The 15,061-nt window shown below is 38.7% G+C and carries 9 protein-coding genes; 3 read left to right on the top strand and 6 right to left on the bottom strand.

Features of this window, described 5'->3' with window-relative positions:
* The first annotated feature begins 65 nt into the window (after positions 1-65).
* Positions 66-344, top strand: a complete 279-nt coding sequence (locus tag ACKU35_RS15695; protein ID WP_319760651.1) for a hypothetical protein — start codon at positions 66-68, stop codon at positions 342-344.
* Positions 345-387: 43 nt separating this feature from the next.
* Here the strand turns inward: ACKU35_RS15695 and ACKU35_RS15690 are convergent, their stop codons facing one another.
* The gene (locus ACKU35_RS15690; RefSeq protein ID WP_319760648.1) at positions 388-4,170 is read right to left on the bottom strand and encodes a hypothetical protein; all 3,783 of its coding nucleotides are present in this window, start codon (positions 4,168-4,170) and stop codon (positions 388-390) included.
* Positions 4,171-4,351: 181 nt separating this feature from the next.
* On the opposite strand from ACKU35_RS15690, the gene ACKU35_RS15685 reads away from it, so the two are divergent.
* Positions 4,352-4,603, top strand: coding sequence for a hypothetical protein (locus ACKU35_RS15685; RefSeq protein WP_319760647.1), 252 nt, complete (start codon positions 4,352-4,354; stop codon positions 4,601-4,603).
* A 47-nt stretch (positions 4,604-4,650) separates the two neighbouring features.
* Here the strand turns inward: ACKU35_RS15685 and ACKU35_RS15680 are convergent, their stop codons facing one another.
* From ACKU35_RS15680 to ACKU35_RS15665, 4 genes are all read right to left on the bottom strand, one after another.
* Entirely contained in the window at positions 4,651-7,059 is a 2,409-nt protein-coding gene (locus tag ACKU35_RS15680; RefSeq protein ID WP_319760645.1) for a hypothetical protein, read from the bottom strand.
* A 20-nt stretch (positions 7,060-7,079) separates the two neighbouring features.
* Complete coding sequence (locus ACKU35_RS15675; protein ID WP_319760644.1) at positions 7,080-7,940, bottom strand: hypothetical protein; 861 nt, start codon at positions 7,938-7,940, stop codon at positions 7,080-7,082.
* 98 nt (positions 7,941-8,038) lie between these two features.
* Entirely contained in the window at positions 8,039-9,769 is a 1,731-nt protein-coding gene (locus tag ACKU35_RS15670) for a hypothetical protein (protein ID WP_319760642.1), read from the bottom strand.
* Positions 9,696-10,286, bottom strand: a complete 591-nt coding sequence (locus ACKU35_RS15665) for a hypothetical protein (protein WP_319760640.1) — start codon at positions 10,284-10,286, stop codon at positions 9,696-9,698. Before ACKU35_RS15665 ends, ACKU35_RS15670 begins: the two co-directional genes overlap by 74 nt.
* A gap of 316 nt (positions 10,287-10,602) precedes the next feature.
* Here ACKU35_RS15665 and ACKU35_RS15660 point away from each other — a divergent pair, with 316 nt between their 5' ends.
* Entirely contained in the window at positions 10,603-13,941 is a 3,339-nt protein-coding gene (locus ACKU35_RS15660) for a restriction endonuclease (RefSeq protein WP_319760638.1), read from the top strand.
* On the opposite strand, the gene ACKU35_RS15655 is transcribed toward ACKU35_RS15660, so the two are convergent.
* Positions 13,942-15,033 carry a glycosyltransferase gene (locus tag ACKU35_RS15655; RefSeq protein ID WP_319760636.1) on the bottom strand — a complete coding sequence of 364 codons (1,092 nt, stop codon included), beginning with the start codon at positions 15,031-15,033 and terminating at the stop codon, positions 13,942-13,944.
* Between the last annotated feature and the right edge of the window lie 28 nt (positions 15,034-15,061).

Raw genomic sequence — 15,061 nt, 5'->3', positions numbered from 1 at the left:
TCGAACTCTCGGTTCCACCGAGATATTTGAGATAAGTTCTGACTTTGATGGAGTTAAATTTGGCTATGAAAATTTTTAGAGAGAGTGATAATATTTATGATGCTGTTGATTCTGTCGTTGAGCACGGGGTAGCTGTTTTAGCAGGAACCACGACAATAGCTGAGAGACATGGCCGTGCCATAATTGCTAGACTGAAACCGTATGAAGATGTAGCTCCTCACCTTGGTCATGAGGATGTCCCGAACAGCGGAGGGCTTTACTATGTCTTCGATTGTAATAGATTTTCATGCGGTGATGAAAAATTAAAGGCTCTTGTTGCGATGGTTGATAGCCGTATCTGGTAGCTGTATGAGGCTGGCGTCCGTCTCTATCTTAGTTTCCCGGAGATTATTCAAAGGATTCGTGCCTCGCCTTAGCTTCGTTCTCTTCAGCAATTTTTTGACGTGCAATGCGTTTTCTTAATTCTGTTAGTTGTTCGCTTGCCCATTCCTGTACGCATGGGGCTTTGTAATTGAGGTAGCTTATGAAGAAAGTAGCGTATGAGCTCAAAACATATGAGTATGGGTAATACTCCATTTCTTCTGGGTAGTGTAATGGGGTTAGTTCTTTCAATATTTTTGGGTGCTTGTGAGCATGTTCAAGTAGTTGTTCGGCTACTGGGTTCAGGCTTATCGCTCTTCCACTAATGTCTGTAAAAAACAAAGGCGTAACGGTTGAAAGTTTGGGGAAACGGATTTTCGGGTCTTCTTCACACCATTTGATTGCATGCGGCGCGACTAAAAAGGCTGTGTCGTAGTTATGGAGTGCCTTTGCCCTACTAAGTGGTCTGCCATCAGTGTTGAGTAAAAAAGTGTTCAGTACAACTTGTGGGTGTACCTCAATCAATGAGTTAATTGTGGGCGTTAGGTTCTTGATGATATTAACGTTATTTGTTGTGTATGATTTTAGTCCAAGTTGGCAAAAATCATGAGCCTTTTCTGCATATTTATCTGCTCCAAAACAGCATGCAATAATATTTCGAAAAGATAAAAGCTCATCTTGTGATAATCGGTCAGTGAGCAGGTTGAAACAAAGGTCCTGAGCGAGTAAGGTAAGTTTGCTGTCTTCCTTGTCTTTGCTGATTTTCATAGAAATAATACGCAGGGCTGCCTTTCTACCTTGCTGGGTCTCACATAGCGTAGAAAGAATGTCATTCAGCAATTTGGGATCGATTTTAGCACATGGTTTGATGTGTATGCATGGATGGCTTTCATATTTATTTTTCGCTTTATAATTTGGAAGAGCTTGCAAAATGCGTTTTGCTGCTGCTGTGTCGATCGTATTTTGACATTGAATTTCTAGAAAATATTCTCCAAGAATTTTATCATATATAGTTTCGTCTAAAATTTTATTGTATAAATTAAAGTCTCTTTTTTGCGTACCATTAAGGAATCCAAGTAAAATTGATATGTTGCGCTTTTCTTTTTCTACGAGTTCAAAATATGACTTAAGCTCATTCCAAATTTGTGTTGGATTTTTGCATCCAGCGACTAGGCCATTGCCGAAACTAGATATTTCAGCCTTATTGGATACAAGTTCGGGGCCTAATCGTTGAAGGATCTCTTTATCTTGAGATATTTTTTTTCCAAGCTCAAATATATAGCTATCTGCACAGTTCCACCCAAGGGTAACTCCCGCTTTGGCTTCGGCTAAATGTTGCAATTTCCAATTTTTATTAAATAAGCAAACAATTGCTTTTTCATATAGGCCTTTGGGAGCTAGTCTTTTTTCAAGTTCTAAAAGTCTGGAGGTGTTTTCATTATCACATGAGGGGTTGGCTAGTGTTTTCCGTACAGCGATCCATCCATCTGGCCAGAGTTGCTTTTGTCTAATTTTGTCAGCAAAGTTATAGAGTAAATTTTGAGCTGGGGTTTTTAGCCAGATTCCTGGAAATTTATCTGCAATTATTTCTAAATACTCATTTTTTAGTAATGGCCTATTCAAGGCAATCTTTTGTACAAAATCCATAATTTTTACATACCAGTTGAGAACATCACTATAGCCATTAGGAGTGTATCCGTATCTTCGAGGGAGAGCACCAAAGTTAACGGGGAGTTGTAAACTGAAGTGTTCAGCTTCAAGAAGTCGTTCAAATATTCGAATACTCATTTTTACATATGAAGGGCTTGCAGTGACGCAGTCAGATAAAACACCTAGTCGTTGCTCAATGGTTGCTTCTGTGCCTGAAAGGCGAAGCTGAAAAAGGGAAGAGGTTAAGTTTACTGATGAATCGTATGCATGAGGCGTGTCTTTAATGGCAAACTTCAAGAGAATTCGGCAACATCTTTCAAAAAGATTGGGGGCGTAGGCAAGTTTGTGCAATAATTTTGGAATGTCATCATGGTACGCACTATCTCTTGAAGTGAAAGTCTTTCCATCCGGTCCGTTTGATGCACGTTCAATTGCTTCAAGTGTCTCTTCCTGAGCGACAGGAGCTATATTTGTGAGCAGGGTAACTCCAAGTTTATTCAATTTGGAAACATCTCCAAGCCAACCATCCGGCTGCAGCCACCCCTTAACTATCTCCTGAGCAGCCTCAGAATCATGAAGATAACCCAGCCGCCTAGTGTATGACTTAAGCAATCTGCCTGATCCATCTTTGTCGAAAGCATTTTTAATCAATTGTGCAGGAATATTCTCAAGTGCTTGTTTAGCAAGTCTGTTGGCTATTGCATGCGGAAGCACGGCTCGCCATTTTGAGCGTTTCTGAGCCAAGCCTCTTTTAAGCAGAGTGTTGACGTGGTGATACAAATCAATAGTAGATATGCCTACCAATTTGGCTAGTTTATCAAGCTCACTGTCTGAGGAACCTAGACTTTCGTCATCGCCATTGAACGAGTAAACAAGTGAGAGGACTTCAGCTGCACGCATGAAACTATCCTCTTCAGCATTGCGTTGATGGAAGAGACGTTTGAAAAGTTCATTGTTTTCAAGAGTAAGGATTGCATCGCCCTTTTCGAATGTTTCAGCGAGAGCAATCGCTATACGAGCATTGCCTTCAGAAAATTCTGCTATTCGTCTGGCTTCAATATTATTGATGTCCTTGAATCTGCTTGAAATAAGTTTTTCAATGAGATCGTTGGAAGATGGTTCCATACGAAACACTTCTGTTCGTTCTGGTTTGTCGCCTTGAATATCATATTCGATGGTTAGCAGGCTTACTTTGCTGTTTGGCCGGGTGCAAACCTTGCTGAGTTCGTCGTGCAAGTCGGGTGGACAGTTATCCACGATTAGGATGGCTCTTTTGTTCAGGGCTATTAATTGTAAAGCCATGTCTCGCGGAGTGGGGGATGGACTATGAGCAATATCCGTATAACAGGCGATTGATTTTGGAAGGGGAGTTTGTCCAATGCGTTCGTCATAAAGAGCTTGAGCAAATCTGGTTTTACCGACACCTGATAGCCCTGCGAGTCGTATACAGCTTCGTTCTTCATGCAGAAGTGTTCTGATCCTGTTTAGCCCGTGCTCTGCCGATAATCCGTCTGTGTTTTTGCTGCGGTCATCATAAATTTTAGAAGAATCATCTATAATGAATTCTCCGTCTACTCCGTTAGGGCATTCAGACCAGTTATCATACGGCTGCCATCCGTTTGAATTTTTTCCTAGCTTGCCTTTGACCCATAAAACTAGGCTGGGATGCTTGCGGGTCCATGTCGCAATACTGCTACTATCGAAAAAAACTAATTTAAGATCGTTAGCTTCAGGGATGGTTTCGCAAAGTTCGCGCATATAATTTTCCCTGTCATCGCGCATAGTTTTTGAAGTTGACTCTTTCCCGCATGCAATAAGGTAAGCTCCCTTTTGGCGAGCCAGTTCGGAAAGGATCGAGCGTGGTTCTCCTTTAGGACACATTTCAGTCTTAATTTTGCTCTTAGGCATGCTGTCTTGTTTGACTTGAATACCTGTTTTCCAGCGTAGGATTTCTCCTATTGCTCTTGATGGATTCTCCAAGTCTATATAGACATCAATTCCACCATCAGCGGCGCGTTGGTTTCCACCCCACTTTGCAGCGGTGACTGGGAGGTTGTTACGCTCAAGTTCTGCCTCGCATAGAAGGCCAATCAGAGTACGAAGGTCTGAATCGGATAGTTCTTGGATTTCTTTTTCTGTGATGTCGAAGATGTCTTGCATGGGTGGCTGCTTGTAGTTGGTTAATGTTCCAATGGGGATAAATAATATGTATGGATTTTATTCTAAATAATTGAATAGTTCATGTTTTAAATTTTGCGCGTACTTATGGCTTTACCGTGGCTAATCTTAAACAGCTTATCAAGCCTTTTTTTGGGCGTCTCTTCTAATCGAAGGAAATAGATTGATCCTGCTACAAGATTGTGGACTATTTTCTGGTGACTACGATGAAGTAGGGTGTTTATCCTTTGAAGAATTTGGGAGTAAATCTTTTAAGATTTTAATAAATAACAAAGAAGTTGGTACTGCTGGGTCTGGCACAAGCATGGTTGATGTCATATTGGCATATTTGGAAGGTGAGTTTGTTGACGATGGAAAAGTGCAGGAAGATGAATGTACAGTGGTCATGAATGATATGTTTTTTAGTAATCTGTAACGGGACCTTAAGCGGAAATAGTCTTAACTTAACAGTTAACAAGTTAGTTAGTGTTCTTCAGCCTTAAACCTAAAAGCCCACGCATTATCAATAAGGTGTTCAATCTCGGCGAGTGCTTTGCGTTCGGAGTATCCTTTTTGTCGCAATTCTCTGTATACGTGGGCATATTCGTTGCGAAGGCAGGTTGCAAAAATTCCAGGATCGTCACTGGCAATACACATTGTGGGGCGTTCTGATATGTTGCTGTCTTCGCAGCCCAGAAGACGGAAGATGTGATGCTCGCCATAGTCTTCATAAAGAGAAATCCTAAGATTGCTCGTAGGCATGACTTCCATGGCAACTTGTCTGTCGTTGAGTAATTTGATTACCTTGTTTTGAAGCACGCTAATTATGTCCAATGGGATCTGGTCTGAACTCACTGAAATTGGTTGCTCGCCGTTTTCTCTGATATTTTTGTCTTCGTGGTAGTCCCTTAAGGCTTTGAATGGTTCTGTTTCCTTCAAACGTTCGACCGCTTCAAAATCGAAAGATTTGTCTCTATCCCAAAACGGAGAATGTTGAACCGCAAGTTGCTCTTCACGTTGCCGCCAAGGTGTTATGGGGAGGCTCGTGCCGAATGAACTTTTGAAAATTATAAGGGGATCAAGATGTCTCATTTTCCAACCAGCAATCAAGTCGATTAGGCTGGGTCTTCTCTCTGGATGATATATTAGATTTGCATGTTCTCGAGCATAATCAGCAAATTGCGACGCAACCGCTCCGTATTCTTTGTCCGTGCGCAGTTGGTCATAGACAAATAGTAATGTATCCAGCCACTCTTGCCTTGTGACTATCACTTCTCCCCCGATTCTTTCATGCCACAGGCTCGGAGAAATACCTAAAGCTGTTCCGTGACCTATTCGATCACCGCTTGATAGCTCTAAAAACGTAACCGCTTCCCATATGGCGCGAAGTCCTGACGCTAAATGATGGAAATCCTCACCAACGTGGTAGGTAAAGTTTTTGCACCCTTTGGCCCGAAGCAGTCTGAAAGCAGGGGCGAATACTTCCGGCCCTGCATGGAGTTCGTTCGCTGCAGCATCTGCTGAGGTGATAAGTGTTTTGAAATTTGAGTTAGCTTTTTGAACCATATGCAGGCGCATGCTGTTCATCAGCAGTTCTTGCCGGATTTTGTGATGCCGATAGAGTGGGTGGTTGTGCTTGTCCTCTTTTTTAATGAAATGCGCGGTAAGTGAAAGTTCCCGTTTTTGCGGATTTGAGTTTGGGTCTTTGTCTTTATGGTTTTTCCATCCTGCAACGATTTGGTCGAGAAGGATTTTGTTTTTTAGATGTGTGCCCTTGGGAGCGAAGCGTCCTTCTATGTGGCATTGATCTCCCGGCATGTGATGGGCAATCTGATGGAATCTATATTCATAATCTTTTTCTGACGGATCTCTAAGTTTGTTGTCTGCAATTCTTTGAAATTGATCAAATCCACACTGATTTTGCTGTTGGATAAGGAGGCTATTGAAGCAAGATTGAATCAGGAGATAGCAATGAAAAATACGTGCGATGTATTCGTCGCCGGATTCTAATTCTTTCAAGGTCAGAACAAGCAGCTTGCCTTCATGCGCCAGTGGCTTATATTTGCGGTCTGCGGGAAAATGATAAATGGTCGGGTGGGTTTTGAATGAGTACTGCTTTTGTTTATCCCCAATAAAAGTATCCTGCGAGAAAACTGTCCGTAAATCCATGTAAGATTCTCGTTCATTATCAAAGACAGCTTTAGCAAGATATTGGCGCAGCACGGCTGCTGTGATGAGCAGTTTGTACACATCGAATGCTGAATGCAGAAAATGTGAGGTCTGCTGAAGTTGTTCTTCTATTTTTACGCCAAATGCTTCTTTAAGAGAAGAAACAAAGTTATCGGGCCTTTCTAAAGCATCCAGCCAGACCTTGTCTGCTTCAGTTGTGCCGTTGAGATGCATGTGGAGTTCTGCGAGTCCTCTTTTGGCAAGCATATCGTCAAGAATCCTGCAGTCCATTGTCGGCAGTGATGAGTGGGAAATTTTGTCCAGCACAATTTCTTCAGGCTTGCCGAAGCATCTATTGTTGCAATCGGAAATGATTGCCGCTGAAGTCAGTAGCAGTGGAGATACTTTGGTTATTAGGTGTTGCCATTCATTGAATATTTCAGTTTGAACAACATACCCCTTGCCGTTGGAACGGAGGTAGGTTTCGGAAAGATCGTTTATGGCTCTTAGTAGGATATGGCTATGTGAAGGCTTCTCCCCATAAATCCTACTCTGTGTTTTTTTGTATACGTAGTCCGGTCTGTATTCTGTGCGGCGGCGTGCAGTAATAAAGGATTTGCTCAGAATTTTTTGTGCATCTGGAGGAGCCTCAGTCAGGAACTCCTCCAGAATTTCTCGTGATGAGAGTAGGGCTGTGTGCAGGTGTGTTTGTGTTGAGGGCATGAGTGTGGTTTGGTTTGAATTTAGCCTTCGATTTCTGGTTGTATTACAAATTTTATTAAAGCAGGTATAAAGTAGTTACTGCAGCTATACGATGAAATTGAATTAGGAGTGACTATCCTAGTTGTTTGATAATCTCCAAACATATGATTCTTCAAATTGTAATTAGCTGAGTTGGCAATGCTTTTGACTATAGAGAGTAGTGCATTTTCTTTTATTGCTTGCTTTTCATTGTCATATATTGATGTCCAATCATATTTTATTTCATTTCTTGCAAACCATATGTAAATTGCAGCTTTTTCATTGTTGTCTAAGTCTTTATCAAGCATCTCGAAACGTATAAAATTCTGATAGCTATCTAAGCCTGCTTCTTTGTGATTAGTATAATTTATATTGTTATCCAGACTTTCTATTTTGTCTAAAGCGTACTGAGATTTTAGTGACAAAAGTGTTTTTTGCATAATTTCTCTTGTAAATTCTTCATTTGTAGATAATTTTATGCTGCTCATACCAACAATTGCAAGAGAATTATAGTAGTCTAACAGAGTAGCTGGGTTTGATGTAGAATATTTGTAGTCTGGAAATAAATACTCGAATATATCGTCAATCTCATTTGATATAATCTCGCTAACAAAGTAGTTGTGCCAAGCAAAAAATGAGGAGTTGCTGTTTATATAGAACATCCATATTGGACATGACATCAGCCATTCAAATAATGGCAGTTTTGCTTTATATTTAATCTCTATTTTTTCTGAAGCTGTTTCTCGTTCAAATTTATGGTTTTGGTATACAATTTTTAAATTATGAATAAAATTCTGGTCAGAGGTGACAGGATTGTTTTGTCGTATATTAGAAATTTGATTAGTGAGAGCTTCTTCTACCAAGAAGGAGTTCAAAAAAATGACAATCCACCGGTGGAGAATTTCCCCTGCGAAATAGTTGTCCTGCACTTTAGACGTTTTGTATCTCTCAGGAAGACTTTTTATTGAAAAGAAAAGCGTGTCCATGCCTTGGTTATAGTTGAAGCATGGCATGGGGTCCCATTTTGAACCGGTATTAACTTTTTCCAATTGAGTATCAATGAATAAATTTCATTAGGAATGCTAGAATTCTCAGAGGCCGGAACTGACTCATCTAATTCTTCTTCATTGTCTGAACCTACAAGGTCCCTAGATGTAGTGTCTGTGGCAGGGTTAGAAAAAGAGTAGACAGGATAATCTCTTATAAGGCTGCAAACATTTAATGTGTGGTGTATATCATCATATTCAGATAGATCCGCAATTGCCCCAATTAGGTTAAATATCGAGAAGTGGATGTTTATCTCGTTTCTAAGGCGATTATTAGAAACTGGAAGCATGACAAAGTATTTATGCCACGAATCTATGTTCTGATACAAAAATGTGGGCGTGTTGTAATAGATTCCGATCGTTCGTGAGCTGGGAACAAGTTTCGGATCCCTAGCGTTTATGAAATTTCTAAGTGGGGCAGGTGGTGTGCCAGTGTAGAAGTTGTTTTTAATATTTTCTATATCCGAGCTGACTGAGTTTTGAGAGGATAACTGTAATGTCCCATTGCCGAATGCCAGCGAGCCTTGTTTGCTAAGGCTCTTATTCCATACGAATGATATATATTTTTTAGCAATGTTTAGATTAGTTTCTTTCTTTAATAGGCCTAGGTGATTAATGTAAAAATTGGTTTTTGCATAAGTGTTATTTAAGTTTTCATGTGTTATTTTTAAGTCGTAGTTATTTATCTCGCTCATTGTATTTGATGTTAATGCTATTTTTAGCATGTAGTCAAAATAAGCTGCTGGATGTTTAGCCATTGTATTTGAAATAAATGCGCCAAGAACATAAAACGCATTGTTTTTATTTTGTTCTGTGTAGTCAAAGCTAAAATCTGCTGCATCAGGTCCTAAACTTGATTTAAATATTTTATCTATAGGATTTGATATTATTTGTTGTGTGTCCGTTTGTTCAAAATCATATCTATTGTAGCCTATCTTTTGTAACCAGCTTAGGAAAATGTCGCTTAGGGCTAGGATTGCTCTGTCTCTTTTAACCTGATCATCAATTTTCCAAGTGGAATCTGTGTGTTTTTCTATACTGGACAGAGTGCTGACTATAGTTCGTGTAGGCATTTCCATTAGTTGCCCGATTGTCGTGTCTATGATTGATTTTCGCTGTATGCACAAAATGTCAGTGCAAATTTGTTTTAATATATTTTGAATAGGAAGACTTTCTTTGTTGTCCTGACTTATGATATGTACAGGTGTACTGGGATTGGTTGCATAATACCCAATAGTCTTTAGCTCAATACGATTTGGAGTCCTTAATATTTTTAACAAATATTGATCCACAAGCTTTTCTATCATTGACAGGAAGGGCTTTTGTTTCTCTTTGTCTGTGTCAAATCCTAGACCAAGGTTTTCCCATTGTTGTTTTTCTACCAAAGTCGAATATAACTGTAGGTCTCCTGAAAGAACTGTTATCAGCTGTGGAGTAGTGAGATATTTCCTGATCATTTCCAGTACCGGCCAACCTTTGGAAAAGTCAGTGTCGATATCGTCAAAAGCAATAAGGAAGGCTTTCTGTTCTATGAAATCGAGGCTTGCGGCTATATATCTATGAAAGGATTGCTCAAGATCTCGTCCGCTTTGAGCGTTCTGAATTCCATGTTCCAAAAGCGAAATGTTCATCCATCCAACTGTCACTTTTTAGGTGATCCTGCCCAATGCCATCAAGTAAGCGCAAACCATTTGCTAGTTCCTCAAGGTTTTTACGCCATGCTTTGTATTTATCTTCACTGATTTTAGTGCAGGTGTTTTTGTATGAGTTATCTACTTTACGTTTAATAAGAGATACGATGGTGACGAAGACATGTTCCCTCGTTTCAATTAGCGTGGGGTCGATGATGTCGAGGAAGCAAATATTATCCCTAATTTTTTTGTCGAGAGCTTTGAATGCGCTAAGAATGAAAGTCGTCTTTCCAGAGCCTCTGCGGCCATCAACAGTGATCACGTCATGGGTGCGGATCGTTCTTATTGGGTCATTAGACTTAAGGTTTATTTTAAAATCTTCAATTCGATCTTTAATCTGTGTGATTAATCTTTGAAACTGATCAAGTGCTTCCTGCTGAATGATCTCATCCTTTGTCAGGCTAGCGGCTTCTCGCGAATTATTGAGGTTGATAATGATTTCTCTTGGCTCTGTGTTGTTCTGGTCTGACATTGTTAACCTCTATTCGCTATGGTCTATTTGGGGTTGATGACTTTCTTTGTGGAAATTTATAAGCGGAGGTATATTGCCTAGAACGAGGTTAAAAGTCTAGGTATGATTCTAGGTTTTAGCAGTAGGCCTGTGTTAAGTGATTAGTTAATAGGATGGCAGGTATGTGTGGTGGGAATATTTATTAGGTTGTTGCTTTGCTTTCAGTCTGCTGGTATCAGACTTATTTGAAGTAGAGAATTGATGTAGTGATTAATGTTTTACGTATAAGCAACAAATAACTGGAAATTATCACGTGTTCTAATTCGGGAATACCTTAATGTTAGATTGGACTAAAATATCTCCGGAAGATTTTGAGAGTATATGCTACGAATTTTTAAAAACTAAATATAGTTCTTTAGAAATTAACAAGAATCCAGTTGCAGAAGAAATAAAAAAAACTGCGCAAACTCATGATGGCGGACGTGATATCGAAGTCCAGTACACAGTAATGGGGCATGAGACTAGAATATGGGCTGAGTGCAAAAAATATAAGAACAAAATTGATCTGAACACATTAGGAAAACATTTGGTCCTTGTTTACAATAACAATATCCATAAATTTATTGTTTTTTCTGCATCAGAGATACATGAGAATTCTGAAGTGGCCATGGTTAGATTTTTAAAGCGCCTTAATATTGGTATTGAAATATACTCAGGAGATAGCTTAATAAATGAACTAACAAAATATCCTAAAGTTTTAAGGCTTTGCAATATACCATCATTAGAAGTTTCACAAACAAAACGTATTCAAAAATATTCTGCAAATGTTCGATTAGATGAGTATGACGGAAAATTTAAAAATACACTTCTAAAACCATATCGCCTACGTAAAGACGGTTCTTTTCGAATTTCAGTTGTTATAAGAAATCATCATGCTGTAGATATGAATATTGTTTCCACATCATTTGCAGATGGATATGATTTAGATATTTCCAGTGAGATTTTGGATGGACCTGTTGTTCTCGGCCCAAATAGTGTTTCCGTTTTCGATTTTGCATTCAGAGTTCGCAATTTCCGTAAACTTGTACAACTTCCTCCTTTGATTTTAAAATATTCACTTGGAAATAATGAAAATTTAATTAGTGGTTCAGTTGAGTTGGGAGCTGTGGATTTATCCCATATTCATATGAGTCCCTTGGTAGGTGAAGATCGGAAAAAAATAATAAATAATGCAAAAAAAATATTAGCAGACACGAAAGAAAGTAACATATCTGCATTTTTTGATATCAGGGGAAAGGGTGGAACAGGAAAGACCCGTTTATTAAAGGAAATTGTCAGCGGAGCACGTCAAATAGGGTTAAAGGTGGTCACAGCTGATTGCAGAAGTGATTCGTCAAATTTAATAAAAAAAATTATCAGCAGTCTGTGCAAAATCCCTTTTGGTAAAGGAGATTTAACTTTTTCGTTTAATAAATTGGGACAATATTTCGAGCAGAGGGGGCTGGCAAAAGAACATTATGATAATCTGATTTCATTTTTTGAATCATCAAAATTAAATGAAACAACACTTTATTCGTTGTCGGAGACGGTTAAGTATCTGTTGGAAAACAATAATAAAAGTGTTTTGATTGCCATAGACAACTTTCAGGATGTCAATGTAGAATTCATTTCATTATTTACTAACATCGTGGAACACTTCTCTCAACATGAAGCGCACGTAGCTATTTTATTCTCTACAAACACTGAGATTGTTAAGTCTGAATCAAAAGTACATATTGATGCATTTTTACAAAATATTGAGTCCTTATTTCCACCTGAGATTTCGTTTCACCATTTAAGTTTGCTATCTGAATTAACCACGGAAGATGCCAAGATATTCATTTTAAATAAAATCTGTGGACTTCATGATAAAGATCAACTTTTAGAAACTCTTATTAAAAAAGCAGGTAAGCGTCCGTATGATCTGGAAATGACCATTGCATACCTACGCGACACCAAAAAATTACTTGAGGGAAGCGATGGTGTTTTTTGGGCAATAAAAGATATTGATAAGTTCAGAGAATTTTTAGCAGACTTACCACAAGGTATTGGTCGTATTCTAAAAAGAAGGTTTAACTTACTCCATGAATCTTCATCAGAAAATGAATGGGCCGCATATGAACAAATCTTCAAAATATTGCTGTTGTTTCAGGGTGAAGTACCACTTTCAGCATTGGATTATTTAAATATTGATCGCTATTACTTCAACAAGCTAATAAAAAAGTCATTTCTAAGGTATGGGGCACACACGGAAAACTATGTTGCTTACCACGACAATCTCCTGCTTAGCATGGATAAGAATGGTAAGTTTTCCCCTGATGTTAACATTGCTCGCCAAATGTTGGATTTTTTCGAAACTCCATATTCACAAATGATCCCCAACCGTAAACTGGTCAAATTCTTTTGCTCTTATCATGCTTCTTTATTTGATAAAATTTTGGAAAATGGCACGGATGCAATCTATTATTACAAGGGTCTGAACGACCACCAGAATATTTATAAGGTAGGTCGTTTACTTACAAAAATTTTTGAGCAGCAAAACTATGGGAACAAAAATCCTCAAGAATTTGTAAACATATACACTCATTATTTACGCTCTGCTTCACGATACGCCAATTACGCATATGCAATTGAAAAGTTAGAAGAATTGGTCAATTTTATGCATGTGAATAGCAAGAAAATTGACAAAGAGACATATCATTCTCTTATGCATCAATTCGTAAACATCCATATGAATACCGGTGGTGCGCCCATGGCACTGAAACTACTTGAACAAATTGAAAGTAGGGGCATAACCATTCCAACATATAAATTTCTTTTACTAAACCGATATTGTGTCGCTCATACATTTTTAGGCAATCTTGAACAGGGGCAAAGATATGCAGAGGAAGCTCTTCAGGAAGCATACAAATTGAACAATTACGAATGTTTAAGTGTTGCCTATTCTGATTATGGGCATATGCACCTAAATTTGACGAAAGACATTGATGCAGCAATCAAAATGTTTAATCATGGCATTGATATTGTTGAAAATATTGAAAATGAAAAGGATTTTCGCCAAATTGAAATACGTCAGCAATCGGCTTTTTGTGATTTCCTGACCGGGGCATATGACGATGCTCTGGTTAACATAGAGAACGCTCTTTCCGTTGCCAAGACGATGAACTATGTCTATTTCGAAATCAAAATAAGCGTCTTGAAAGCCGCATGCCTCATCAGATTAAAAAATCCCAACGCTGAAGAGACCTTAATACGAGCGAAAAATTTATGCGAAATATTTGCAAATGATCGTTTTCGCTGGAGAGTTCTAGCCATGCTGGGGACAGCATACCTTATAGATGAGAAAAATCAGGCCGGTATGGAAAGTCTCGATCTGGCGATGGAATTATACTCCAAATTCGATAAGGGTGGTGTACTTTTGACTAAAGAGCTTCCCTGGATCAGCAATGCGCTCATTGGTTCTGTGTTGGGAAACGACACCTTAAAGCAGAAAATTATTCTCGAGCGTTTTCCTGCACCTGAATTATTGCAGATGGCCCGGATGATGAACTCAATGGATAAGGCAGAAATCAAAAATGCAAGATTTCCAATGGTTGGCATTGCATCACATGGTCCGTATTCCTTATTGTTATCATAGTCACTGAGTAGGATTAAACACGTTTCCATGGATATCTACAATGATATCGCCTGAAAGTGATCTTTTGGAAAACCAGTATCTATTTTTTTCAAGAGACTTGAATTTATCGACAAAATACAAGATTGAAACTCCGTAATTCATAGTGGACCAAGTAAGAATATCTTCTAGTTGGATATATTGACTGGCATGATTACGATCTCTGTAATTTTCGACAGCGATGAGGTCGATTCCTAAATTTTCAGCAAATGTATACAGGCAATCATTGCCAAAAATTGAACGAGAGAGGTTGATAGCCAGACATTTTGAAGGCAATTCCATATTTTCCTTATAGAAATCTGCTGCAACCTTATAAAAATATCCAGCATCGTTTTTAATTAAATTACCCCATTTTTTAAAGAATAGTGCTTTGCCATCAGCATGCCATTCATGGCGAACATGGCCAGAGCTTGAACCGCGATGGTAGCCAATTGATTCATGAGCAAGGGATACAGTCCGTCCTGCTTTGCGAACTTTCAAACATAAATCTAAATCACAATAACAATTCAACATTTTTTCATCAAAACCGCCAACAGCATCATAGACTGCTTTTTCAATAAGAAACAGGCCTGAAGGTACAGTTTGAAATTCACGGTTCATCATTGTTAAAGGAAATTCAGCACTGTTACCCTGCCATGGCTTAATTACATCAACTTCATTGAATGCAAGTCCATAATATTCAATTTCTTCGGTTGCGAGTTTAACAATTTTACTACCCACAGCGGCAATGTTTTTGTTTGAAGAGTATTCCTTGAGTAATACATCCATTACATCATTTTCAATTACAATATCGGAGTCTACGAAAAGCAAGAAGTCACCTATTGCTTGTTTGCTTCCTATATTGCACGCTGCTGCGTAGCCACCGTTCTTTTCGCATTGGATCAAGGTTGCTTTAGGAGCAAAATCAAGATTCGGTTTTGTCCTCGGATTGTCGTTGACAACAATTAGTTCATATGTGTGTTTATTGAAATTTTTAATCAGGCTTCGACAGCAATATTCAAGAAGGGAATAGTTGGAATAAAAAGGAACAATGACAGAAATCATAGGTTTCACCATAAAGATAATTTCCAGTTATTGATACTTC

The organism is Maridesulfovibrio sp., assembly GCF_963676065.1.
GTDB lineage: Bacteria > Desulfobacterota > Desulfovibrionia > Desulfovibrionales > Desulfovibrionaceae > Maridesulfovibrio.
Note: the sequence above shows the minus strand (reverse complement) of the source record. Positions and strands in the feature narration are given on the sequence as shown.